Below are 23,992 nucleotides of genomic sequence, written 5' to 3' on the forward strand. Positions count from 1 at the left end.
TTCGGTTGACTCGCACTGGTTGCGGCAGGAGCGCGTACGAAATGGTTGCCCCGAGAGCGAATTGGAAAGGCTTTATCAAGTTCGGAGAGGTCGCTTTCCCCGTGGCGCTCTACACCGCCGCCTCCACATCCGAGCGGATTGCGTTTCACACGCTGAACAGGAAGACCGGCAATCGGGTGCGCCGGGAATTCGTGGACGGCGAGACCGGCGATCCGGTCGAACGCGAGGACCAGGTCAAGGGTTTCGAGATCGAAGATGGTCGCTATGTTGTCCTCGAGCCCGAGGAGGTCGCCGCCGCCGTTCCCGAAAGCGACAAAACGCTGAAGGTGGAGGCATTTATTCCTTATGACGAGGTCGACGACGTCTATTTCGACAAGCCTTATTATCTGGCCCCCGACACGATGGGCAGCGACGCATTCAAGCTGCTGAGGGATGGCATGAAGAAGGCCAAGGTCGCGGCCATCGCCCGGACGGTGCTGTTCCGGCGCCTGCGGACGCTTCTCATCCGCCCCCTCGGCAAAGGTCTGGTGGGCTCCACTTTGAACTTCGACTATGAAGTCCGCTCCTCCGAGAAGGCGTTCGAGGAGATGCCGGATCTCAAGATCAAAGGCGAGATGCTGGAGCTTGCCAAGCACATCATCAACACCAAGAAGGGCGAGTTCGATCCGAAGGCATTCAACGATCGTTACGAAGCGGCCGTCGCCGAACTGGTGAAGGCCAAGATCGAAGGCCGCACCCTGCCGAAGAAAAAAGCCCCACCCGCTGTGAAGCCGAACGACTTGTTGCAGGCGCTGCGCGAAAGCGCCGGCATGACGGCTCCAGCAAAGACGAAGCGCACCGCCGCTAATGCCAATGCCGGCAAGAGCAGGCAGAAGGCCGCACGCGCATCGACGCCGAAATCCCGCAGCCCCGGCGGCGCTCATCAGCGCCGCACCGGGTGATCGGAGGTTGCCATGGCGATCCGGCCATACTGGAAAGGCTATCTGAAGCTATCACTCGTCACCTGCCCGGTGCAGATGATGCCGGCCACCTCAGAAAACGAGAAGGTGCGCTTTCACACCCTTAATCGCGCGACTCAAAACCGCGTCATCAGCCACTATGTCGATGCCGTCACCGGCAAGGACGTGAAAGATGAAGATGAGGTGAAAGCCTATCAGCGCGGTGAGAACGAATACGTCTTGCTCGAAGACGAGGAGTTGGAGAACGTTGCGCTTGAAAGCACCAAGACGATCGATATCGGAGTGTTTACGCCCCGCAACAGCGTCGAATGGATCTGGCTCGACACGCCCTACTATCTTTCACCCGACGATCCGGTCGGCCAGGAGGCATTCTCGGTGATCCGCGATGCGATGGCGGCAGAAGACATGGTCGGCATCTCGCGGCTGGTGATTGCGCGCCGCGAGCGCGCCGTCATGCTGGAGCCACGCGGCAAGGGCATCGTCCTTTGGACCCTGCGATACGGTGATGAAGTGCGCGACGCGGAGAGCTATTTCGAACGGGTCGACGATCAACCGGCGGACAGCCAAATGATGCCGCTGGTTCAGCAACTCATCAAGAAGCAGACGCAGCATTGGAACCCGAAGATGGCCTCCGACCCCGTGCAGGATCGGCTGCTCGACCTCATCGAGGCCAAGAAGAAACTGATGAAGAAACCTGCCAGGGCAAAAACGAAGGGCAAGGAGAAGGCGGAGCCGGCCCCTAGCAACGTCATCAATATCATGGAAGCCCTGCGCAAATCCGTCGATGCCGAGAACCGATCCGGCAGGCCTTGAGCAATGACCAGACCACGGCAGCCCTCCGCCCCGCTTCTTCGCGAGTCCAGCTCTTCGATACAGTCTCGACCTGTCCGCCGGCGTGATCCCGCCCAGCCAAGCCTGCCGTTCGATGCAATGCCGACCAGAGTGGAGCCCTGCTTGGCGCTGCTGAAGCAAACGGTGCCGCAAGGGCCGGATTGGATTTATGAGGTGAAGTGGGACGGCTACCGATTGGCGATCCACATCGAGCCAAAGGGCATTCGTATCCTCACCCGCGGCGGCCATGACTGGACCCACCGATTCCCAACGATTGCCGCAGGAGCAAGCGCGCTTGGTGTATCGAGCTGCATTCTCGACGGAGAAGCCGTCGTTCTCGATGAAGAGGGCCGCTCCGACTTTGGAGCGTTACAGCGCTCGCTCGGCGGCAGGGGCGGCAAGCGAGTTTCAACCGAATCCATCTTCTGCGCCTTCGATCTGTTATACCTCGATGGTCACGACCTGACGCGCACCGAGCTCTCCGTCCGCCGTCACCTTTTGCAGGACCTGATTCCCGGGACCGACGAGGGCGCCATTCGGTTCTCGCAAGAACTGGATTTGAGTGGCGAGGATCTGCTCGAGCACGCCTGCCATCTGGGCCTGGAAGGCATCATTGCGAAGCGCGGGGACCGCCCTTATCGGAGTGGTCGTCTCGGGGACTGGCAGAAGATCAAGTGCGTTCAGAGCGACAGTTTCATGATCGTCGGTTACGAGGAATCCGCCAGCACCCGCGGCGGGCTCGGCAGTCTTTTGCTTGCGGGTCGAAAGGGGCAAGACTGGATCTATGTCGGATCGGTCGGCACGGGGTTCAATCGGGAGGAGGCGGAGTATTTGCGCAAGACGTTGAACCGTCTCCAAACGAAAAAACCTGTGGTGCCGCTCAAAGGAAAGCGCCTCGTTTTTTCCCAGCCGACCCTCATCGCCGAAATCGAGTTTCGCGGCTGGACGCGCGAGGGCAGCCTCCGCCACGCTTCATATAAAGGCCTTCGTGAGATACAGGATAATGCTGCCGTCTTCGATATGACTGATGGCCCGGCTGCGATCAGATGAAAGTCGTTCAGGGCCGCGAGATGCGCCCGCTCCTGGTTACGCGGCATGCTTGCCGGCGCGGCCGAGCCTCTTGATCGCCTGCTCCAAGGGACGCTGCCCCTCACAATAATCCTTCCAGGCGGACGACTTCGATAGCAAGGCAGGTACGGTTCGGATCGTGAACCTTTTAGGGTCGAGATCTGATTTCACCTGCGTCCACGTCAGAGGCATTGATACCGTCGCACCGGGGCGGGCTCGAGGAGAAAGCGGCGCTACGGCCGTCGCCATGCGATCATTACGCAGGTAATCGAGGAAAATGCGACCGCCCCTCAGGCTCTTCGTCATCTTGATAAGGTAGAGATCGGGGTTGTTCCGGGCCATCTGCTGGCAGACGTCATGCGCGAAAGCCTTTGCCTCGGGCCATGACAGCGGCTTGCGCTTATTGACCGCAAGCGGGGTCACGACATGCAGGCCCTTGCCGCCCGTCGTCTTGCAAAAGCTGATCAGTCCGAGGTTTTCCAGCCGATCGCGCATTTCGCGGGCAGCGGCAACGACCGTGGCAAAGGGAACGTCAGGCCCGGGATCGAGGTCGAACACCAGACGACCAGGAACTTCCGGTTGACCGGGTTCGCAATTCCACGGATGGAGTTCGACCGCTGCGATCTGGGCGACCGCGGCAAGGCCTTCGATGCGATCGATCTGCAGGTATGGCTTTTTGTCCCCGAACACCTTGACCAGGTCGAGCAGGTTCGATTGTCCCGGCATCGCATGGCGCTGAAAGAACTGCTCGCCGCCAACTCCATCCGGGGCGCGGATGATAGAGCAGGGCCTGCCCTTGATGTGGTGGATCATCCAGTCGCCGACTGCCTCGTAATAGCCCGCCAATTCTTCCTTCGTGACCGGTTCGCTGCCGTTGGCATCCGGCCACAATGGTTTGTCCGGGTTTGAGATGAGCACTCCCATGACATCAGCCTTCGCACCCTTGCGGCGCGCCGGTGTTTGCTTGGCCCTCGGAACCGGCTCCGCGATGTCCGCTTTGGCGGGTCTTACCGGTGGCTCCGCCTCGACTTCCCGAGCAGGCTTATCTTCGCGCAATCCTTTGAAGGCTGCTTGGCGGACGAGACCGTCCGCTGTCCACCCCTCGAATTCAATTTCGGCGACAAGCTCCGGCTTTACCCAGACGACCTCGGCCTGCTTCTTCGGAGCACCGATACCCGTGAAGGGCGATCTCGCCGTCTCCAGCGCCTTCAGTTTCGGAAGCAACGTTTCGACTTTCTTGGCGCCGTAGCCGGTTCCGACACGGCCGACATAGACAAAATGATCGCCGCGAAAAACACCGGCGAGAAGGGAACGAAACCTGCCGTTGGTTTTGGCGTAGGCGCCGATCACCACCTCGTGCCCCGCCCGGCATTTTGACTTTGCCCAGCTTTCCGTTCGTCCGGATTGATAGGGGGCATCTGTCTGTTTTGAGATGATGCCTTCCAGCGAGAGCTTGCATGCCGATCTGAGGACGGCGTCACCGCCGGTCTCGAAATGTTCGACGTAGCGGATCCGAGGATCGTTGCCGGCCTCGGTGAGGAGCTCCTGCAATCGCCTCTTTCGCTCGATCAGGGGCTTCGACCGGAGATCCTCGCCGCCGTCATAGAGCAGGTCGAAGGCGAAGTAGACGAGGCTGGCGGTCTTGCCCTCCGATAGCGCCGCCTGGAGTGCCGCGAAGTTAGGCGCACCTTGCTCGTCGAGAGCGCAAATCTCGCCATCGAGGATACAACCCGGAAGCCCAGACGCCGCCTCGGCGATTTCGGGGTACTTGGTCGTCCAGTCGAGGCCTTTCCTGGTCTTCAAGGTGACTTCGCCATCGAGCACGCGCATCTGAATGCGATATCCGTCGAACTTGATCTCATGGATCCAACCGTCCCCGCCAGGCGGTCGCTCGACCTTCTCGCAGAGTTGCGGCGCGATGAAATCCGGAAGATCAACCGCCGTCGCAGTACCGGCGCGCTTTCCCGCACTCGCCTCCGACTGCCGCTCCTCGGCGGCCAGTCCGTGATTGCTGTCCCAGACGGCGTCCGCCTGGACCTTGCCGCCCTCCACCATGAAGGGTTTCGGCTTGCGCCCCTTGCCGGCTGCGATCATTTCCATGCTGCGGCCTGAGGCTACCGAGGTGACGTTTTCTTCGAGGATGGCAGCACCGTTCTCGTCCACGGAGAACTCGTCATGATGCTTGATCAACAGCCAGTTGGTACGCTTGCTGCGCTCGCGATCGTTGCGCATGCGCACCAGCACGAAGCTCCCGTGCAGGCGCTCGCCTTCGAGCGTGAACTTGAAATCACCCTTGGAAAGCGCCTGCTCCGGGCTCTTCCTGCCCTCCGGCTCCCAATAGCCGCGATCCCACAGCATGACCGTGCCGCCGCCATACTGGCCTTTCGGAATAGTGCCTTCGAAGTCGCCATAATCGAGGGGATGGTCCTCGACCTCGACCGCCAGTCGCTTGTCGTGCGGATCGAGCGATGGCCCTTTGGTGACGGCCCAGCTCTTGAACACGCCATCGAGCTCGAGCCGCAGGTCGTAGTGCAGCCGTGTCGCATCGTGCTTCTGGATGACAAAGCGACGGCGGTTGCTCTGTTTGAGGGACCGCTCGCCGCTGGGCTCAGCGGTCTTCTGAAAATCGCGTTTTGATCGGTAGCTTGATAGCTTGTCGCTGGCCATGGCTGTTTCCGGATATTCGGTCCTCAAACGAACTAGCGGTGATCGTTGTTCCAGCCGCCGGCGCGTTCGACCGTCCCCGCACCCATTTGTTAGATCGCGTATTTGACGACCGCGACGCTACATTCTGCAACAGAACAGGCATCAGCCGGAAACATAAGTGATACATCGACCGTCTAGCACTCCAATCGCGAGAAAGTCGCAGAACGCCAAGCGAAGGAGGCTATCCCATGACCACTATTGCAAAGTTTTCCAAGTCGAGCCCGCTGCTCGGGCGGGCGATCGCCATCGCCGTCGGATCGTTGGCAACGATGTCTTACCTGCAGTCCGCACGCGCAGAAGAAGCCGGCGTAACGACCGTCCAAGCAAGACCGGCGTTGGATGAGAGTATCCGCCCTTTCCGCATTCATGTCGATCAGAGCCAGCTTGATGATCTCAAACGACGTATAGCAGAGACACGTTGGCCGGATAGGGAGACGGTCGGAGATATCTCGCAGGGCATCCAGCTGGCGCGCGTTCAGGACCTTGTCCGCTATTGGGGGACCGACTACGACTGGCGCAAAGCCGAAGACCAGCTGAACGCCCTGCCGCAGTTCATCACGACGATCGACGGCGTCGACATTCAGTTCATTCACGTCCGCTCCCGTTATCCGAATGCTCTCCCGGTCATCTTGACTCATGGCTGGCCGGGATCGATCTTCGAGTTCATCAAGACGATCGGACCTCTCACCGATCCCACGGCCTATGGTGGCAAGCCGGAAGATTCGTTCGACGTGATTATTCCTTCGATTCCCGGCCACGGCTTTTCCGGCCGACCGACAGATCAGGGATGGGGACCTGACCGCGTTGCCCGCGCCCGGGACGTCCTGGTGAAGCGCCTGGGTTACACGCATTACGTTTCGCAGGGTGGCGATCACGGCTCGGTGATATCCGACGCCTTGGCACGGCAAGCACCGAAAGGCTTGCTGGCAATCCATTTGAACATGCCGGCGACTGTACCGGGCGATCTCATGCGGGCGATCAACAATGGCGACGCGGCCCCTGCCGGACTGTCCCCAGCGGAAAAAGGGGCTTACGATTCTCTGAGCGCCTTTTTTGGCCGCAACGCCGCCTATGGCGCCATGATGGTAACGCGGCCCCAGACAATCGGTTACTCGCTGTCAGATTCCCCGTCCGGATTGGCGTCATGGATTTATGAAAAGTTTGTCCAATGGAGCGACAGTGACGGCGTCCCCGAACGCGTTCTGACCAGAGACGAAATGCTGAACGATATTACGCTCTACTGGTTGACCAATACCGGCGCGTCGTCCTCGCGGTTCTACTGGGAAAACAACAACAATAACTTCAGCTCCGAGGCGCAGAAGACAAAGGATATCAAGATCCCTGTCGGCATCACGGTTTTTCAGAAGGAGATCTATAAGGCGCCGGAGAGCTGGAGCCGACAGGCTTATCCTTCTCTCGTTTACTACCATCAGGTGGAGCGAGGCGGACACTTTGCTGCTTGGGAGCAGCCCCAGCTGTTTGCGCAAGAACTGCGGGCTGCCTTCAAATCAGTTCGCTGACTGCGCTTCGAGTTGGGCGCGGCTCCTCCCTGGTGCCGCGCGACAGCTATTTCCAAGTCCGACGTGACCTCCGGGGCTCGGCCTTTGGTAAGGTGCAGCGGCACGTCTGGGTCGCACCGGACGGCTGGTGGCCTGCACCCGCCAGGGAGCCGTGAATGACGGCTTCGCACGCACGCGGGTCCAGTCATGCCATCCTCCCTTAATAAAGCTGCCGTCGGGATGAACCATTTATCCAGCGGAAAAATCTTTTGCCGGATCGCCCGCGAGGGCTATATCCTCGGGAGATCTCACTGAATCTGGATTGCCATGACCGACACTGTTCTCGACCGCTTTCTCCGCTATGTCGTTATCGACACCCAATCCGATCCCTCTTCATCGACGCAGCCGACCACCGAAAGGCAGAAGGATCTCGGCCGGCGTCTGGTCGACGAGCTGCTGGAGATCGGCCTTGCGGACGCGCATCTGGACGAACACGGTTATGTCTATGCGACCATTCCTGGAAATAGCGACAAGCCGGTGCCGGTCATCTGTTTCTGCTCGCATATGGACACGGCGCCCGATTTCAGCGGCACCGACGTCAAGCCGCAGATCGTCAGGAATTATGCGGGCGGCGATATCAGGCTTGTCGGCGATTCTAGCCGGGTGATCCGTGTCGCCGAGCATCCCGAGCTCAGCAACCAGATCGGCAACGACATCGTCACGACCGATGGCACGACCTTGCTCGGCGCCGATGACAAGGCGGGACTGGCAGAAATCATGAGCGCGGCCCGGATTCTCGTCGACAATCCCGATATCCGGCACGGAGCGATCAAGATCCTGTTCACGCCCGACGAGGAAGTCGGACGCGGCGTCAACAAGGTCGATCTGGATAAACTCGGAGCGGACTTCGCCTATACGATGGACGGCGAGACGGTGGGCCACGTCGAGGACGAGACCTTTTCGGCCGATGGCGTCGAGATCAGCATATCGGGCGTGGCGATCCATCCGGGTTTCGCCAAGGACCGCATGGAGAACGCCATCAAGATCGCCGGCGCCATCATCGACCGGTTGCCGAAGGACGTGGCGCCGGAGACGACGGAAGGCAAGCAGGGCTTCATCCATCCGGTCGGCGTCAGCGGCTGGATGGAAAAGGCGTCGCTGAGCTTCATCGTTCGCGACTTTACCGACGAGGGGCTCGCGCAAAAGGAGGCGATGCTCGAAACAGTCGTCAAGCAGGTGATGTCGGCCTATCCCGGCTCGACCTACCATTTCCAGGTGACGGAACAATACCGCAACATGAAGACGGTGCTCGACCGCCATCCGGAGATTGTCGAGAACGCGCTTGAGGCCGTGCGTCGTGCCGGCATGACGCCGGTGCGCGGCAGCATCCGCGGCGGTACGGACGGCTCGCGCCTTTCTTTCATGGGGCTGCCCTGCCCGAACATCTTTGCCGGCGGCCATGCCTTCCACTCGCCGCTCGAATGGGTGAGCCGCCAAGACATGGAAAAAGCCGTCGCAACGATCGTGGAGCTTGCGAAGATCTGGGAGGAGCGCGCCTAAGGCGCTCTTCCCACTTGAACGAAATACAGGTTTATCCGCCGTCTGTCGCAACACTTCCGCGCAGCATGACGCTGTCATAGGCGGGGCGGGGCGTCGGGATGGCGATCGGCATTCCCGGCTCGGGTGCGATCGAGGGTTCCGGCTGGGTCACCGGCGCCGTTATCCGCATCGGCGCCGTGCTCGCCGTGGCCATCGGATCGGGCGCCGGCAGAGGAACGGGAACGGCCGAGGGGATCAGCGCCTCGAACTGCGGTGGCAGCATGCTTTCGCCGGGTACATAATTCATTGCCACTTCGTAGGAGGGCAGCGGCGGCGGCGTTTCGAGCATGCCGTTGGAGTCGCGCTTCTCGTAGAAGGCATTGCCGCCGGCAACGGTCACATAATGCATGTTGTCGTAGGGGAATTTCAGCCCGTCGGTGTGGAAGAACATTGCTTCCTTCACCGCCGGATGGCGCGCGCCCTTCAACAGGATCGCATCGGCCGCAGTGGCAAGCTCCGGTTCGGCCTGCGGCTTGACCTCGCGTGTCATGACGCCGGGCGCAAACTGCTTCTCCTGGGCGACAACGCCGCAGATCGATGGGGGATAGGCGCCGGACGTCAGTCTGTTCATGACGACGGTGCCGACGGCCATATAGCCGTCTTCATCGGAATGTTGCGATTCGAAATACATCGCGCGCTTCAGGCAGTCGCGATCTTTTGCCGTATAATTGAAAGTGACTTTCGTCGATTGAACCTTGGTCTTGGCCGCCGTGGTCGCCGGCTTCGGTGTTGTGGTGCAGCCTGTAGCCGCCAGTCCTACGAATAAAATCCCGATCAGGGATTTTCCAAAGGAAATCTCCGCCCTCAACGCCAAGTGCCTCCTATGGGATTAGTCCAGCCCTTTATGATTAACGCGAAAAAACTTTTACTCGTCATATGACTGAAACACAAACAACCAGAGATCACAAATGCCAAAATCGACTCTCGCTGAAAGCGATTCAGGCGGCGAGTCTCAGACAAGCCGCTGCATAATCCTCAAAATTTAACGGATTATGCAGCAGCGCCAACTGCGGCAGCCGTCTTTTGCGCCCGTGATCGTCAGCTGCGAAACAGCTTCCAGCGAGTCGGCTTGAAAGCCACCCGGTGGCGATCGAGCCGGTCGGCCTCGCTCGGCGGCAGCTCGATTTCGATATGCGGGCGGTCATTGCCGATATCGAGTTCGATATGACGGGTGCCGGCTACCCGGCGGCTGGAGACCGGCTGGCCGGCAATGCAGTTTTCCGCCGATTCGCAGAGCCTGACGTCATGCGGGCGGAAGTAGAGCTGCGCCGGTCCATCGGGCTCACCCTCGGCATTGAGACCGAGCGAGCGGCCTTCGAAGCGGATGTCGCCGTCTGAAATATCGACCTGCAGGCAATTCGACTGGCCGATGAAGCCGAAGACGAAGGGCGAGTTGGGATAGTCGTAGACCTCATCCGGCGTGCCGACCTGCTCGATCGCGCCCTGGCTCATGACGACGACGCGGTCGGCAAGCTCCAGCGCCTCGTCCTGGTCGTGGGTGACGAAGACGGTGGTGTGGCCGGTGCGGTCGTGGATCTCGCGCAGCCATTTGCGTAGGTCCTTGCGCACCTGCGCATCGAGCGCGCCGAAGGGTTCATCAAGCAGCAGCACGTTCGGTTCGACCGCCATGGCGCGGGCAAGCGCCACGCGCTGGCGCTGGCCGCCGGAAAGCTGTGCCGGATAACGCGCCTCGAGGCCGGAAAGCTGCACAAGGTCGAGCAGTTCCAGCGCCCGCCGGCGGATGTCGGCCTTGGCAGGACGGCGCGCGCCCTTTCTGACCCTCAACCCGAAGGAGACGTTGTCGAGCACCGTCATGTAGCGGAAGAGGGCATAATGCTGGAAGACGAAGCCGATATTGCGCTGCTGCACCGATTTCTTCGAGGCATCCTCGTCGCCGAAGAAGATCTGCCCCTCCGTCGGGCTTTCCAGGCCGGCGATCAGGCGCAGCAATGTCGTCTTGCCGGAACCCGAGGGGCCGAGCAGAGCGATCAGCTCGCCGGAGCGAATGTCGAGAGAGACATCGTGCAGCGCCGGAAAACGCTCGAATTCCTTGCGAATGTTTTGAACGCGTACTTCCATTGCAATTCCTTCAGTGCCGCCGGCTGGCGGAGATCTCGGCGCTGTAGCGCATTTCCAGCAGCGTCTTCAAAACCAGGGTGACGAGCGCCAGCAGGGCCAGAAGCGTGGCCACGGCGAAGGCGCCGGTAAAATTATACTCGTTATAGAGGATCTCGACCTGCAGCGGCATGGTGTTGGTCTGGCCGCGAATATGGCCCGAAACCACCGAGACGGCGCCGAACTCGCCCATGGCGCGGGCGTTGCACAGCAGCACGCCGTAGAGCAGGCCCCATTTGATGTTCGGCAGCGTCACGTACCAGAAGGTCTGCCAGCCGCTGGCGCCGAGCGAAAGCGCTGCCTCCTCGTCGGCCGTTCCCTGTTCCTGCATCAGCGGGATCAGTTCGCGAGCGACGAAGGGGAAGGTGACGAACATGGTCGCGAGGATCAGCCCGGGCACGGCAAACAGGATCTTGATGTCGTTGGCGCTGAGCCAGTGGCCGAGCCAGGTATTGGCGCCGAAGAGAAGCACGAAGACCAGGCCGGAGATGACGGGGGAGACCGAGAAGGGCAGGTCGATCAGCGTCGTCAGGAAAGCCTTGCCCTTGAACTCGAATTTGGCGATCGCCCAGGCGGCGGTGATCCCGAAGACGAGGTTGAGCGGCACGCTGACGCCGGCGACAATCAGCGTCAGGCTGATCGCCGAGAGGGTCTCGGCATCCTGCAGCGCTTCGAGAAAGGGGCCGGTCCCCTTGCGGAAGGCTTCGACGAAGACGGCGGCAAGCGGCAGCAGCAGGATCAGCAGCAGGAAGACCAGCGACAGGATGATCAGGCCGTAGCGGGCGATCCTGTGTTCGGTTGTCACCGAACGCAGTTTGGGTTGAACGGTCGTATCAAGCGCCATAACCGTATCTCCGCCTGCTCCAGCTCTGGATGAGGTTGATGACGAGCAGCATGCCGAAGGAGAGGATCAGCATGATCGCGGCAATGCCGGTCGCCGCCGCATAATTATATTCCTCGAGTTTGATGACGATCAGCAGCGGTGCGATCTCCGATTTGAACGGCAGGTTGCCGGCGATGAAGATGACCGAACCATATTCACCGACGCCGCGGGCAAAGGCGAGCGCGAAGCCGGTGAGCACGGCCGGCGCCAGCCCCGGCAGCAGCACACGGAAAATCGTCTGGAAGCGGTTGGCGCCGAGCGTCGCGGCGGCCTCCTCGACCTCCTTGTCGATTTCCTCCATGACCGGCTGCACGGTGCGCACGACGAAGGGCAGTCCGACGAATATCAGCGCCACGACGATGCCGGCCGGCGTGAAGGCGATCTTGATGCCGAGCGGCGTCAGGAACTGACCGACCCAGCCATTCGGCGCATAGAGCGTCGTCAGCGCGATGCCGGCAACGGCGGTCGGCAGTGCGAAGGGCAGATCGACCATCGCATCGATGATGCGCTTGCCCGGGAAGCGGTAGCGCACCAGCACCCAAGCGAGGACGATGCCGAAGACGGCATTGACGATCGCGGCGATGAAGGCGGTGCCGAAGCTGATGCGCAGCGCATTCAGCGTACGCGGATCGAGCGCGATCGACCAGAATTTCTCCCAGCCGAGCGCGCTCGACCGGACGGCAAGGCCGGAGAGCGGAATGAGGATCAGAAGGGTGAGCCAGGTCAAGGTAAGGCCGAGCGCCATTCCGAAACCCGGAATGACGCTCGGCCTCCTAAACCGCCACCGCGGGGGGCTATGTGCTGTCATGAAATCTATTATTGGGCCGGCTTGTAGATTTGGTCAAATACGCCGCCATCGCCGAAGAATTTCGGCTGCGCTTCCTTCCAGCCGCCGAAGTCGTCGATGGTCGCAAGCGTCAGCTTCGGGAAGCGGGCGATGTCGGCCGGATCGGCGGCTTCGGGCTTGATCGGCCGGTAATAATGCTTGGCGGCGATCTTCTGGCCTTCGTCCGAATAGAGGTAGTTGAGATAGGCTTCAGCGACCTTGCGCGTGCCCTTCTTGTCGACATTGCCGTCGACGATTGCGACCGGCGGATCGGCGCGGATGGAGAAGCTCGGCGTGACGATCTCGAACTGGTCGGGGCCGAGTTCTTCGAGCGAAAGATAGGCTTCGTTTTCCCAGGCGAGCAGCACGTCGCCGAGGCCGCGCTGAACGAAGGTGGTGGTGGCGCCGCGGGCGCCGGTGTCGAGGACCGGAACATGCTGCAGCAGTTTCGTCACGTAATCCTGCGCCTTGGCGTCATCGCCGCCATTGGCCTGCTTGGCCCATGCCCAGGCGGCAAGGAAGTTCCAGCGGGCGCCGCCCGAGGTCTTCGGGTTCGGCGTGATCACCTGCACGTCGTCCTTGACCAGGTCGGCCCAATCCTTGATGCCCTTCGGGTTGCCCTTGCGGACTAGGAAGACGATCGTCGAGGTGTAGGGCGTCGAATTGTTCGGGAATTTCGTCTTCCAGTCGGCGGGGATCTTGCCGGTCGCCTTGGCGATCGCATCGATGTCGCCTTCGAGCGCCAGGGTGACGACGTCGGCGTCGAGGCCGTCGATGACCGAACGGGCCTGGGCGCCGGAACCGCCGTGCGAGGCCTTGATCGTCACGGTTTCCCCGTTGTCCTTCTGCCATTTGGCGGCAAAGGCGGCATTGAAGTCCTTGTACAATTCGCGGGTCGGATCATAGGAAACGTTAAGCAGCGCCTGATCCGCGAACACAGGAGCGATGCTCCCGACGACGAAGCTGCCTGCCATGACCGCGGCCGCGAGGAGCCGGGTGAACCGTTGTGTCTGCATTGGGACCCTCCTGTTTATTGCCTTAACTCTATCAAGTCAGTCGTATAATGAAACGAAAGGACTTTCCGTTTTCACGGATCTCTTAGAATCTCATTCCATTTACGTGTCCATTTTGAAATGGACATGCCGCAGTTGGCCGCGGCCAATTCCCGGCTCGCCCCGGTCCGGCCACAGAACCGTGTTTTTTCTGCCACAGTTCCTCCGCAAGCGATGGAGGCGATGCCGATTTCTGCCCGGATCTTGCCGCCTTGACACTTGCGGATTCCTATATGGCGGCGGTGCGGTCGTTATTTGCCGGCCGCTACGTGGGGGCATCCCTTGAAATGCGCCTCGCATTCCAACCTGTTAGGGCCATTCAAAATGAATATCAGAACTATCCTTTTTGCCTCCGTTGCCGCCCTTGCCGCGGCCTCCGGAGCACGCGCAGCCGACGCCATCGTGGCGGCGGAACCCGAGCCCGTGGAATATGTTCGCGTTTGCGACGCCTACGGCACCGGCTATTTTTATATTCCGGGAACGGAAACATGCCTTTCTGTCGGCGGTTACATCCGTACCGAAGTGCGCTTCGGTGACCATATCTCCGGCGATTCCGACGTGAACTTCTGGACTCGCGGCCAGGTTACCTTCCAGGCCAAGAACGATACCGAATACGGCACGCTGACCGGCGTCATGACCCTGCGTTACAATGCCGACAACGCCTCCGATCAGGAAGCGCTGCTGGATGAAGGCTATATCGACATCGCCGGCTTCCGCGTCGGTAAGCTCTATAGCTGGTGGGATGACGACATGAGCGGCGAGACCGATACGCTCGCCAGCAACGAGACGACCCACAACTCGATCCGTTATCAGTACGAGAATGGCGCTTTCGCCGCCGGCCTCTCGGTCGACGAGCTGGAAGAAGACTACGCCACCAAGCCGGGCGAGGGCCCGAACAACTTCGGTGTCGCAGGCCAGGTTTCCTACAAGGCCGGCGCCATCAGCGCTTACCTGCTTGCCGGTTATGACACCGACACCAGCGAAGTCGCCGTTCGCGGCATCGTCTATGCCGATATCGGCCCGGGCACGCTCGGCATCGCCGGCGTCTGGGCAAGCGGCGCCAACTACTACTACGAAGAGTCCGAATGGACGATCGCAGCAGAATACGCCTTGAAGATCAACGACAAATGGAAGATCACTCCGGGCTTCCAGTACTTCGAAAACATCGCTCTCGAAGCTGACGGCAATGGCTTTACCGGCGGCAGCGCCTACACCACAGGTGTGACGATCGACTACCAGATCGTCGAAGACCTGCGCTCGAAGCTGAGCGTGCAGTATCACGATGAGGACGAAGGCGACGACGAAGTCTTCGGCTTCCTGCGCTTCCAGCGCGATTTCTAAGATCGTCTGATTGCAGACGAGCGGGCGCGGCCTTCGGGCCGCGCCTTTTTCATACTCGGGCGTCGGCGATGAAATCTGAGTAGAATTCGTCGGCCGACCTTGCCTTGCGCATGGCGGCAAGCACGCCGTCCGATTGCAGCCGCCGCGCGATGGCGGACAGAACGTTCAGATATTCGCCGCGGTTGTTCTCCCCGAAAAGCAGCACCACCGCAATGTCGGCCGGGATATCGTCGATCGCCTCGAAATCCAGCGGCCGGGAAAAGCGGAAGAGCAGACCGCGCGGGCTGCTCATGCCGTCGATCGCCGCATGCGGAATGGCGATACCGTTGCCGATCCCGGTGGAGCCGAGTTTTTCGCGGGCTTCGAGCGCCTTCAGGATGATCGGCGCGTCGACGGAAAAGGCGATGGCCGCCTTGTCCGCAATGGTCTGCAACGCCCGCCATTTCGTCGGAGCCGACACGCCAATGAATGTGTGTTCCGACCGGATGATGTTGGGAAGGTTCATGTCATTCTCGATATAGTCGGCTCGAAGGTCGGCAACGGGGAAGAGGCATGTCAGTCCGGTTCTCTGAGCCGGTAGCCGACGCCGGTCTCGGTGGTTATATAGTACGGCTGATCCGGAATTTTCTCGATTTTTTGCCTTATTTGTCTGATGTAGACGCGCAGATATTGCACGTCGGCCGCCGGCCCCCATACCTGCTTCAAGAGAAACTGGTGTGTCAGCACCTTGCCCGCATGCTGGGCGAGCACGCGCAGGATGTCGTATTCCTTCGGCGACAGTTTGAGTTCCTCGCCGTCGACCTTGACGATGCGCTTGACAAGGTCGATCGACAGCCCGCCGGTCTGGAAGATCGCCTTTTCCCCCTGCTGCTGCAGCCGGTGGCGCAACGCCACGCGGATGCGGGCGCCGAGTTCGTTGATGCCGAAGGGCTTGGTGACGTAATCGTCGGCGCCGCTTTCCAGCGCCTTGACGATGCCGGCCTCGTCGGTGCGGCTGGAGAGGATGACGACAGGCATGGAAAGCCCGCCGTCGCGCCACTCCTGCAGGAGGTCATGGCCCGGCGTGTCGGGCAGGCCAAGATCGAGCACGACGAGGTCGGGCATGTCGTCGGCGACCGACTGGCGGGCGCTTTCGGCGTTCGGCACTTCCTGCACTTCGTAGCCTTGCGCGGTCAGGCCGACGCGGAGCAGCTTGCGGATCGGCGGTTCGTCGTCGACGACGAGGATTTTGACGGCTGAACCGGTCATTTGAGGTCGTCCAGTTTCGGAATGTCGTTGGGTTTCGGCAGCCGGATGGTAAAGACGGCGCCCGGGCGGCCCCTGCGGTTGCCGGCCGCGATCGTGCCGCCCATCGCCTCGATGAAGCCGCGGCAGATGGACAGGCCAAGCCCGGTGCCGGCGCGCACCTGATCGCCCTTGCGCACTCGGTAGAAAGTGTCGAAGACGCGGGCGAGGTCGGCCGGCGGAATGCCGGGGCCTTCGTCCGAAACCTGCACGACGACATTGTCGGCGTCGGCCCAGCCTTCGATTTGGATCACCGATCTCTCCGGCGCGTATTTGGCGGCATTGTCGAGCAGATTGAAGATCACCTGCTCGAACAGCACCGGATCGACCCGCACCATCGGCAGTTCGGCTGGAATGCTCATCTCGGTCTTGTGATGTTCGAGGATCTTTGCGGCGCGGGCGAGCGCCGTGCCGACGATATCGCCGGCATAGTGCAGTGCGGAGTTCGGCTCCATCGCGCCGGATTCGATCTTGGTCATGTCGAGCAGATTGGCGATGAAGCGGTTGAGGCGCTCGGATTCGTCGACGACGGTGGACAGCAGGTCGGCGCGATCCTCCTCCGGCATCGAGGCGAAATAGTCGCGCAACGTTCCGGCGGCGCCGAGGATGGCGGCAAGCGGTGTCTTCAGATCATGCGAGATCGAGGTGAGCAGGGCCGAGCGCAGCCGGTCGGCTTCGGCCGCAAGCCTTGCCCGGTCGACATCGGCGACGAGCTGGACGCGTTCGATGGCAAGGGCCGCCTGGTCGGCCAGCGCGTCGAGCAGCCGCTGCTGCTCGGGCGTCAGCAGCGGTCCGTCGCGGCGGTCGCTGTCGAGGCCGATGACACCGACGGCGGCGCGTCCGGTTCTGAGCGGCACATAGAGACGCTTGGCGCCGGGCAGGGTGTCGGCGCCGCGGCCGGCGGCGTGATTGTGCTCCCAGGCCCAGCGGGCGGCGGCGATGTCGGCATCGTCGAGCGTGTCGTCGGGCGGATAACCGGCCTTGACGGCGATGCTGCCTTCCTCGGGCAGCAGCAGCACGACGCGGACCTTCAGCATCGAGGCGAGCTGGAAGGCGGTCGCCCAGAGCACGTCGTCGAGCGTGCCGGTGCCGGCGAGCTTTTTCGAGAAGAGATAGAGATCTTCGGTCGTGCGCGCCCGCTGCCGGGCAGCGGCGGCCTGGCGCTGCACGGTCGCGGTCAGATTGCTGGCGATGATGGCGACGCCCAGGAAGAAGAAGAAGGCGAGCACGCTTTCCGGATCGCTGATCGTCAGCGTGTAGCGCGGCGGCAGGAAGAAGAAGTTGAAGGACAGCGCGCCGAGAATGCAGCTGTAGAGCGCCGGCCGGAGCCCATGCAGCACGGCCGAGGTCAGCACCGCCATCAGGAAGACCAGCGCCAGATTGCGCACGTCGAGCACCTGGTCGAGCACGATGCTGACGCCGAGCGCGATGGTGACATAGACGGTCGCAAGCAGATAGGCTCTGAAATCCAGCTGCGGCGCGGTGGCGGCGGCCTTGATGCCGCGCGCGGTGGTGCCGTCCTTCTCGTTGCCCGATATGACGTGAACGCTGATCTCGCCGGTCTTGCGGATCAGTTCGTCGGTAATCGAGCGGCCCCACCAGTCACGCCATGTCGGCTTCTTCGGCGCGCCGATGACGATGTGGGTGACATTGTTGGCGGTGGCATGGCGGACGAGCTCCTCGGCCACCTCGCGGCCGGGAAGGGTGATCGCCTCACCGCCGAGCTGTTCGGCAAGCCGCAGCGTCGAGGCGATCGTATCACGCTCGGCTTCGCTAAGGTTGATCGAGCGGCTGGTCTCGATATAGACGGCTGCCCAGGGCGCGCGCAGGCGCGACGCCATGCGGGCGGCGTAGCGCACCAGCGAGGCCGAGCGCGGGTGATGATCGACCGAGACGAGGACGCGTTCGCCCGCCGCCCAGGGGCCGGAGATGGCATGCGCCTGCATATGGGTCAGCAGCTGGTCGTCGACGCGCTGGGCGGTCTTGCGCAGCGCCAGTTCCCTCAGTGCCGTTAGGTTGCCGGGCGTGAAATAACTGGTCAGCGCCCGCTCGGCGGTGCGCGGCATATAGACCTTGCCGTCATGCAGGCGCTTGATCAGATCGTCCGGCGTCAGATCGATGATCTCGACGTCGTCGGCCAGGTCGATGATCGAATCCGGCACCGTCTCGCGTACGCGGATGCGGGTGATCTGCGAGACGACGTCGTTCAGGCTTTCGACATGCTGGATGTTCAGCGTCGTATAGACGTCGATACCGCGATCGAGCAATTCCTTGACGTCGAGGTAGCGTTTGGGATGACGGCTGCCCTCGGCATTGGTATGGGCGAGCTCGTCGACGAGCACGAGATCCGGCCGACGAGCGAGGATGCCGTCAAGGTCCATCTCTTCGAGCACCCGGCCCTTATAGTCGATTTCGACGCGCGGGATGATCTCGAAGCCGGCGACCAGCGCCTCGGTCTCCTTGCGGCCATGGGTCTCGACGACGCCGATGACGACATCGAGGCCGTCAGCGATCTTGGCGCGGCCGGAGATCAGCATTTCATAGGTCTTGCCGACGCCGGGGGCGGCGCCGAGGAAGATCTTCAGACGGCCGCGCGTTTCCGCCCGGGCTTTTTCGAGAAGCGCGTCGGGCGAGGGCCTGCCGGCCTGGTCGCGATTGTCGTCTGGCATGCGTGTGGTCTTTCTGCGAATGGCTGTACTTCAGATCGGCGAAACCAGCCCCTCATCCGACTGCCGCCACCTTCTCCCCGTAAACGGGGCGAAGGGGACATGCCGCGACGTCTCCGTTCCACGCCGAGCTCTCACCTGGCACGTCCCCTCTCCCCGTCAGAACGGGGAGAGGGTTAGGGTGAGGGGCTGCCGTTGGCGCCAGCCTTCACTCAGTCATAGAATCATCAAGGCTCTGGTTCAACGCCAGAACATTGACGGTGGGTTCGCCGAGAATGCCGAGCTCGCGGTGGTGAACGGCGCCGTCGACCAGTGCCTTGACCTTGGCCTCGTCGATGTTCCGCGCCTTGGCGACGCGGGCCACCTGGAAGTAGGCGGCCTCCGGCGAAATATCGGGATCGAGGCCGCTCCCCGAGGCGGTGACGAGGTCGGCCGGTACCTCGGCGGTCGGGTTTGCCGCCTTGGCGGCCTCATAGTCGCCCTTGACGCGGTCGATCAGTTTCTGGCTGGTCGGGCCGAGGTTCGAACCGCTGGAGGCGGCGGCATTGTAGCCGTCGCCGGCGGCCGAGGGACGGCCGTGGAAATATTTGTCTGTCGTGAAGGCCTGGCCGATCAGGGTCGAACCGATCAACTGGCCGTTCTTCTCGACGAGGCTGCCATTCGCTTGACTGGGGAAGAGGGCCTGGGCGGCCCCCGTCATGGCGAGTGGATAAAGAAGCCCTGTTATGGCGGTCGTGGCAATGATCATGACGACAGCCGGGCGAAATTCTTTGAACATGTTCTTGCTCCTAAAGCGCTTCAGGCAAGGCCGAGGGCGGCGACGGCCATGTCGATCGCCTTGATGCCGATGAAGGGCACCAGGATGCCGCCGAGGCCGTAGACCAGCAGGTTGCGCGACAGCAGCGCGCCGGCGCCGATCGGGCGGTAGCGCACGCCCTTCAAGGACAGCGGGATCAACGCGATGATGATCAGCGCGTTGAAGATGATCGCCGAGAGGATGGCGCTCTGCGGCGTCGACAATCCCATGACGTTGAGCAGGCCGAGCTGCGGATAGAAGGTCAGGAACATCGCCGGGATGATGGCGAAATATTTGGCGATGTCGTTGGCGATCGAGAAGGTCGTCAGCGCGCCGCGCGTCATCAGAAGCTGCTTGCCGATCTCGACGATCTCGATGAGCTTGGTCGGGTCCGAGTCGAGATCGACCATGTTGCCGGCCTCGCGGGCGGCGACCGTGCCGGTGTTCATGGCGACGCCGACATCGGCCTGGGCGAGAGCCGGCGCATCGTTGGTGCCGTCGCCGCACATGGCGACGAGCTTGCCCTTGGCCTGCTCCTCGCGCATCAGCGCCAGCTTCATCTCCGGCGTCGCCTGGGCGAGGAAGTCGTCGACGCCGGCCTCGGCTGCGATGGCGGCCGCCGTCAGCGGGTTGTCGCCGGTGATCATCACGGTGCGGATGCCCATGCGGCGTAGCTCCGCGAAGCGTTCGCGGATGCCGCCCTTGACGATGTCCTTCAGCTGGATGATGCCGAGCAGCCGGCCGTCACGGGCGACGGCGAGCGGCGTGCCGCCTGATTTGGCGACCTCGTCGGCGATCGATTGCAGTTCTCGCACGACCTCGCTGCGGTTTTTCGAGGGGGCGTCGCTGTTGACATAGGTCAGCACGGTATCGACCGCGCCCTTGCGGATCGAGGCGTCTTCGAGATCGACGCCGCTCATGCGAGTCTGGGCGGTGAAGGGCACGAAGGTCGCCTTCAGGGTCGCCATGTCGCGGCCGCGGATCGCATATTTCTCCTTGGCGAGCACGACGATGGAACGGCCTTCCGGCGTTTCGTCGGCGAGCGAGGCAAGCTGGGCGGCATCGGCGAGTTCCTGTTCGGAAACGCCGCGCACCGGGCGAAAGCTGGTCGCCTGGCGATTGCCGAGCGTGATCGTGCCTGTTTTGTCGAGCAGCAGCGTGTCGACGTCGCCGGCGGCCTCGACCGCGCGGCCGGACATGGCGAGCACGTTGAAGCGGACGAGACGGTCCATGCCGGCAATGCCGATCGCCGACAGCAGCGCGCCGATCGTGGTCGGGATCAGGGTGACGAACAGGGCGACGAGAATGATGATCGGGATCGAGCCGCCGGCATAGATGGCGAAGCTCGGGATCGTCGCGGTGGCGAGCACGAAGATCAGCGTCATGCCGGCAAGCAGGATATTGAGCGCGATCTCGTTCGGGGTCTTCTGGCGCTGCGCGCCCTCGACGAGTGAAATCATCCGGTCGAGGAAGGTGGAGCCGGCCGCCGCGGTGATGCGGACGCGGATCCAGTCGGACAGCACCTGGGTGCCGCCGGTCACTGCCGAGCGGTCGCCACCGGATTCGCGGATAACGGGGGCGGATTCGCCCGTGATCGCCGCTTCGTTGACGGAGGCCACACCTTCGATGACCTCGCCGTCCGAGGGGATGATGTCGCCGGCTTCGACGAGCACGATATCGCCGACCTCGAGGCTGGTGCCGGGCACCATGCGGTAGTCGTTGCCGTTGTTGCCGGTGAGCAGCTTGGCCTGGGTTTCGGTGCGCGCCTTGCGCAATGAATCCGCCTGCGCCTTGCCGCGGCCTTCGGCGACAGCTTCGGCGAAATTGGCAAACAGCACGGTGAACCAGAGCCAGAGATTGATCTGGAAGGAGAAGCCGAGATTGCCGTTGCCGGCGACGAGATCGCGCAGGAAAAGTGCGGTGGTCAGTACCGAAACCGTAGCCACCACGAACATGACAGGGTTTCGGGCGAGTGCGCGCGGATCCAGCTTCTTAAAGGCGGCGCTCACCGCCGGAATGAGGATGCGAGAATCGATGATGCTCGCGGATTTTGCCTGGCTCATAAGAGACTCCAGCTTGAAACGAGGATGGCGAAGGACCCCGGCGATGCAGGGTCGGGCAACGCCTCAGAAGGTTTGTCCGGCAATCGAGACCAGGTGTTCGACGACGGGGCCGAGCGCCAACGCCGGGAAGAAGGTCAGGCCGCCGACGATCAGGATCGTGCCGACGAGCAGGCCGACGAAGAGCGGACCGTCCGTCGGGAAGGTACCCGCCGAGGCCGGGACCGTCTTCTTGGCGATCAGCGAACCGGCGATGGCGAGCGCCGGGATGATGACCAGGAAGCGGCCGGCGAGCATGCCGATGCCGAGCGTCACATTGTACCAGGGCGTATTGCCGGTCAGGCCGCCGAAGGCCGAGCCGTTATTGGCCGCAGCCGAGGTATAGGCATAGAGAATTTCGGAGAAACCGTGCGGGCCGGCGGTGCCGACCGAGGCGACGGCGGAAGGCAGCACGGTGGCGATCGCGGTGAAGACGAGCATGGCGAGCGGCAGGCAGAGAATGGCGAGGACGGCCATCTTCATTTCCTTCGCCTCGATCTTCTTGCCGAGATATTCCGGCGTGCGGCCGACCATCAAGCCGGCGACGAAGACGGCGACGATGATGAACAGCAGGATGCCGTAGAAGCCCGCGCCGACACCGCCGACGATGATTTCGCCGAGCTGCATGTTGATCAGCGGAATGAGGCCACCAAGCGCGGTAAACGAGCCGTGCATCGCGTTGACCGCGCCGCAGGAGGCAGCCGTGGTAATGACGGCAAACAGCGAGGAGAGGGCGACGCCGAAGCGGACTTCCTTGCCCTCCATGTTGCCGCCCTGAAGGCCGAAGGCGTGCATCAGCGGATTGCCGGCGGCTTCGGCCCAATAAGTCACGATGACGCCGACGAGGAACAGTGCGCCCATCGTGGCGAGGATCGCCCAGCCCTGGCGCTGATTGCCCACCATGCGGCCGAACACGTTGGTCAGTGCTGCGCCGATGGCGAAGATCGACACCATCTGGATCAGGTTGGAGATCGCATCGGGGTTTTCGAACGGATGGGCGGAATTGGCGTTGAAGAAGCCGCCGCCATTGGTGCCGAGCATCTTGATGGCGAGCTGCGAAGCGACCGGACCGACGGCGATCGTCTGCTGCGCGCCTTCGAGCGTCGTCGCATTGACGTAAGGCCCAAGCGTCTGGGGTACGCCGAGATAGACGAAGACGAGCGTCAGCACCACGCAGATCGGCAGCAGCAGGTAAAGGATCGCCTTTGTCAGATCGACCCAGAAATTGCCGATGGCCTTGCCGGAGGCGCGGGAGAAGGCGCGGATGAAGGCAAGCGCGATGGCGATGCCGGTGGCGGCAGAAACGAAGTTCTGGACGGTGGAGCCGGCCATCTGGGTGAGATAGGACATGGTGCTTTCGCCGCCGTAGTTCTGCCAGTTCGTATTGGTGACGAAGCTGACGGCGGTGTTGAAGGAAAGCTCCGGCGGGACGGCGGCCATGCCGGCCGGGTTATACGGAAGGATGCCCTGAAGGCGCTGCAGCGCATAAAGGACGATGACGCCGAAAAGATTGAACGTCAGCATGGCGAAGGCATAGGAGGTCCAATGCTGCTCCTCGCCTTCGCTGGTGCCGGCGACGCGGTAAAGCCCCCGTTCGATCGGAACGAGGACCGGCGACAGAAACGTGCGCTCGCCGCTGAAGACACGCGTCATATAGCCGCCGAGCGGTTTGACGAGTGCAAGAACGATCCCGCAAAAGAGCAGGATCTGAAGCCATCCGTTGAGGGTCATGGAGGTAACTTTCAATGCCGGCTGCTTCCCGATCGCGCATCCGCGTTCTCAGAAGCGCCGGTTCTTTTCAGAAGCGTTCTGGGCGAAGCAGAGCGTAGGTGAGGTAGACGGTGAGAAACACGGTCACGGCACCGCTCAAGATGTAATCGAGGGTCATCGTCGGTTCTCCGTCAAAGCCTGTCGCAGGCTCTGGTGTAGGCAAGGCACAGCGCGAAAAATAAGATCGCGGTGCCGAGTAGAAGGATATCCATCATGATCGTGACTCCTGTTGTTCTTTGTTGGAGTCAGACAAGACAAAGGGCGCCATTCGCTTGGAAAGGCCGCCTTTCATGCTTTCTGGCGTGGAGATGACCGTTCGATCTCTCGGGCATGAATATGGAGCCGGAGGGCATAAAGGTTCGAGACGGCCGAAGGACCATCAATATAAAAATCTTATAAATGCTTTCAGGGCGTGCCTAAAGCGCGTCGCGATCGTTCGGACGTGCTTTCAACGCTTCAGCGCTTTGTTTTACGCATGTCGTTACCGGGAAACCGACA

General features: G+C 61.9%; 19 protein-coding genes. 6 read left to right on the plus strand and 13 right to left on the minus strand.

Translation table 11 applies throughout. From position 1 onward, the window contains the following. Nucleotides 1–41 precede the first annotated feature (41 nt). Genes ku (AMC88_RS24290) through ligD (AMC88_RS24300) form a run of 3 tightly spaced genes read left to right on the plus strand, consistent with a single transcriptional unit; the run spans nt 42 to nt 2,840 of the window. On the plus strand, nt 42–941 hold the full coding sequence (gene ku, locus AMC88_RS24290; RefSeq protein ID WP_064830103.1) for a non-homologous end joining protein Ku: 900 nt from the start codon (nt 42–44) through the stop codon (nt 939–941). A gap of 12 nt (nt 942–953) precedes the next feature. Then, a complete protein-coding gene (gene ku / locus AMC88_RS24295) occupies nt 954–1,772 on the plus strand; it encodes a non-homologous end joining protein Ku (protein ID WP_012490575.1) in 819 nt (272 codons plus the stop codon). Nucleotides 1,773–1,775: 3 nt separating this feature from the next. Next, nucleotides 1,776–2,840 (plus strand): non-homologous end-joining DNA ligase, encoded by a 1,065-nt coding sequence (gene ligD / locus AMC88_RS24300; RefSeq protein WP_012490576.1) that lies wholly within the window; start codon nt 1,776–1,778, stop codon nt 2,838–2,840. 36 nt (nt 2,841–2,876) lie between these two features. On the opposite strand, the gene ligD (AMC88_RS24305) is transcribed toward ligD (AMC88_RS24300), so the two are convergent. Further along, complete coding sequence (gene ligD, locus AMC88_RS24305) at nt 2,877–5,525, minus strand: DNA ligase D (protein ID WP_064826207.1); 2,649 nt, start codon at nt 5,523–5,525, stop codon at nt 2,877–2,879. 227 nt (nt 5,526–5,752) lie between these two features. On the opposite strand from ligD (AMC88_RS24305), the gene AMC88_RS24310 reads away from it, so the two are divergent. Beyond that, nucleotides 5,753–7,084: an epoxide hydrolase family protein gene (locus tag AMC88_RS24310; RefSeq protein WP_064830104.1), complete on the plus strand. Its 1,332-nt coding sequence runs from the start codon at nt 5,753–5,755 to the stop codon at nt 7,082–7,084. Between the two features lie 306 nt (nt 7,085–7,390). Then, nucleotides 7,391–8,623, plus strand: a complete 1,233-nt coding sequence (gene pepT / locus AMC88_RS24315) for a peptidase T (protein WP_012490579.1) — start codon at nt 7,391–7,393, stop codon at nt 8,621–8,623. A gap of 31 nt (nt 8,624–8,654) precedes the next feature. On the opposite strand, the gene AMC88_RS24320 is transcribed toward pepT, so the two are convergent. The 5 genes from AMC88_RS24320 to AMC88_RS24340 all read right to left on the minus strand — a co-directional run bounded on the left by AMC88_RS24320 (nt 8,655) and on the right by AMC88_RS24340 (nt 13,502). Next, a complete protein-coding gene (locus AMC88_RS24320; protein WP_004672098.1) occupies nt 8,655–9,470 on the minus strand; it encodes a cell wall hydrolase in 816 nt (271 codons plus the stop codon). Nucleotides 9,471–9,700: 230 nt separating this feature from the next. After that, nucleotides 9,701–10,741 (minus strand): sulfate/molybdate ABC transporter ATP-binding protein, encoded by a 1,041-nt coding sequence (locus AMC88_RS24325; protein ID WP_012490580.1) that lies wholly within the window; start codon nt 10,739–10,741, stop codon nt 9,701–9,703. Nucleotides 10,742–10,751: 10 nt separating this feature from the next. Further along, nucleotides 10,752–11,621 (minus strand): sulfate ABC transporter permease subunit CysW, encoded by an 870-nt coding sequence (gene cysW / locus AMC88_RS24330; protein WP_012490581.1) that lies wholly within the window; start codon nt 11,619–11,621, stop codon nt 10,752–10,754. Further along, a complete protein-coding gene (gene cysT / locus AMC88_RS24335; protein WP_012490582.1) occupies nt 11,611–12,468 on the minus strand; it encodes a sulfate ABC transporter permease subunit CysT in 858 nt (285 codons plus the stop codon). The genes cysW and cysT overlap by 11 nt, the downstream gene beginning before the upstream one ends. An 8-nt stretch (nt 12,469–12,476) precedes the next feature. Next, complete coding sequence (locus tag AMC88_RS24340) at nt 12,477–13,502, minus strand: sulfate ABC transporter substrate-binding protein (RefSeq protein WP_012490583.1); 1,026 nt, start codon at nt 13,500–13,502, stop codon at nt 12,477–12,479. Between the two features lie 360 nt (nt 13,503–13,862). Between AMC88_RS24340 and AMC88_RS24345 the strand changes: the two genes are divergently transcribed. Beyond that, complete coding sequence (locus AMC88_RS24345) at nt 13,863–14,879, plus strand: porin (RefSeq protein WP_012490584.1); 1,017 nt, start codon at nt 13,863–13,865, stop codon at nt 14,877–14,879. A 49-nt stretch (nt 14,880–14,928) separates the two neighbouring features. Here the strand turns inward: AMC88_RS24345 and AMC88_RS24350 are convergent, their stop codons facing one another. The 7 genes from AMC88_RS24350 to AMC88_RS24380 form a co-directional block, all read right to left on the minus strand. Further along, nucleotides 14,929–15,384, minus strand: a complete 456-nt coding sequence (locus AMC88_RS24350; protein WP_012490585.1) for a PTS sugar transporter subunit IIA — start codon at nt 15,382–15,384, stop codon at nt 14,929–14,931. Between the two features lie 50 nt (nt 15,385–15,434). Next, nucleotides 15,435–16,127, minus strand: coding sequence for a response regulator transcription factor (locus AMC88_RS24355; protein ID WP_012490586.1), 693 nt, complete (start codon nt 16,125–16,127; stop codon nt 15,435–15,437). Further along, nucleotides 16,124–18,832 carry a sensor histidine kinase gene (locus tag AMC88_RS24360; RefSeq protein ID WP_012490587.1) on the minus strand — a complete coding sequence of 903 codons (2,709 nt, stop codon included), beginning with the start codon at nt 18,830–18,832 and terminating at the stop codon, nt 16,124–16,126. Before AMC88_RS24360 ends, AMC88_RS24355 begins: the two co-directional genes overlap by 4 nt. A 205-nt stretch (nt 18,833–19,037) precedes the next feature. After that, the gene (gene kdpC, locus AMC88_RS24365; RefSeq protein ID WP_012490588.1) at nt 19,038–19,607 is read right to left on the minus strand and encodes a potassium-transporting ATPase subunit KdpC; all 570 of its coding nucleotides are present in this window, start codon (nt 19,605–19,607) and stop codon (nt 19,038–19,040) included. A 20-nt stretch (nt 19,608–19,627) separates the two neighbouring features. Continuing rightward, on the minus strand, nt 19,628–21,688 hold the full coding sequence (kdpB, locus tag AMC88_RS24370) for a potassium-transporting ATPase subunit KdpB (RefSeq protein WP_012490589.1): 2,061 nt from the start codon (nt 21,686–21,688) through the stop codon (nt 19,628–19,630). Between the two features lie 63 nt (nt 21,689–21,751). Then, nucleotides 21,752–23,455, minus strand: coding sequence for a potassium-transporting ATPase subunit KdpA (kdpA, locus tag AMC88_RS24375; RefSeq protein ID WP_012490590.1), 1,704 nt, complete (start codon nt 23,453–23,455; stop codon nt 21,752–21,754). A gap of 67 nt (nt 23,456–23,522) precedes the next feature. Next, nucleotides 23,523–23,612 (minus strand): K(+)-transporting ATPase subunit F, encoded by a 90-nt coding sequence (locus AMC88_RS24380; protein WP_003594574.1) that lies wholly within the window; start codon nt 23,610–23,612, stop codon nt 23,523–23,525. Between the last annotated feature and the right edge of the window lie 380 nt (nt 23,613–23,992).

This window comes from Rhizobium phaseoli (assembly GCF_001664385.1).
Taxonomy (GTDB): Bacteria; Pseudomonadota; Alphaproteobacteria; order Rhizobiales; family Rhizobiaceae; genus Rhizobium; species Rhizobium phaseoli.

Excerpts from the sequence above, each read along its gene's own strand:
- ku (WP_064830103.1), top strand. The coding sequence starts at position 42 with ATGGTTGCCCCGAGAGCGAATTGGAAAGGCTTTATCAAGTTCGGAGAG.
- ku (WP_012490575.1), top strand. The coding sequence starts at position 954 with ATGGCGATCCGGCCATACTGGAAAGGCTATCTGAAGCTATCACTCGTC.
- ligD (WP_012490576.1), top strand. The coding sequence starts at position 1,776 with ATGACCAGACCACGGCAGCCCTCCGCCCCGCTTCTTCGCGAGTCCAGC.
- ligD (WP_064826207.1), bottom strand. The coding sequence starts at position 5,525 with ATGGCCAGCGACAAGCTATCAAGCTACCGATCAAAACGCGATTTTCAG.
- AMC88_RS24310 (WP_064830104.1), top strand. The coding sequence starts at position 5,753 with ATGACCACTATTGCAAAGTTTTCCAAGTCGAGCCCGCTGCTCGGGCGG.
- pepT (WP_012490579.1), top strand. The coding sequence starts at position 7,391 with ATGACCGACACTGTTCTCGACCGCTTTCTCCGCTATGTCGTTATCGAC.
- AMC88_RS24325 (WP_012490580.1), bottom strand. The coding sequence starts at position 10,741 with ATGGAAGTACGCGTTCAAAACATTCGCAAGGAATTCGAGCGTTTTCCG.
- cysW (WP_012490581.1), bottom strand. The coding sequence starts at position 11,621 with ATGGCGCTTGATACGACCGTTCAACCCAAACTGCGTTCGGTGACAACC.
- cysT (WP_012490582.1), bottom strand. The coding sequence starts at position 12,468 with ATGACAGCACATAGCCCCCCGCGGTGGCGGTTTAGGAGGCCGAGCGTC.
- AMC88_RS24340 (WP_012490583.1), bottom strand. The coding sequence starts at position 13,502 with ATGCAGACACAACGGTTCACCCGGCTCCTCGCGGCCGCGGTCATGGCA.
- AMC88_RS24345 (WP_012490584.1), top strand. The coding sequence starts at position 13,863 with ATGAATATCAGAACTATCCTTTTTGCCTCCGTTGCCGCCCTTGCCGCG.
- AMC88_RS24350 (WP_012490585.1), bottom strand. The coding sequence starts at position 15,384 with ATGAACCTTCCCAACATCATCCGGTCGGAACACACATTCATTGGCGTG.
- AMC88_RS24355 (WP_012490586.1), bottom strand. The coding sequence starts at position 16,127 with ATGACCGGTTCAGCCGTCAAAATCCTCGTCGTCGACGACGAACCGCCG.
- AMC88_RS24360 (WP_012490587.1), bottom strand. The coding sequence starts at position 18,832 with ATGCCAGACGACAATCGCGACCAGGCCGGCAGGCCCTCGCCCGACGCG.
- kdpC (WP_012490588.1), bottom strand. The coding sequence starts at position 19,607 with ATGTTCAAAGAATTTCGCCCGGCTGTCGTCATGATCATTGCCACGACC.
- kdpB (WP_012490589.1), bottom strand. The coding sequence starts at position 21,688 with ATGAGCCAGGCAAAATCCGCGAGCATCATCGATTCTCGCATCCTCATT.
- kdpA (WP_012490590.1), bottom strand. The coding sequence starts at position 23,455 with ATGACCCTCAACGGATGGCTTCAGATCCTGCTCTTTTGCGGGATCGTT.
- AMC88_RS24380 (WP_003594574.1), bottom strand. The coding sequence starts at position 23,612 with ATGACCCTCGATTACATCTTGAGCGGTGCCGTGACCGTGTTTCTCACC.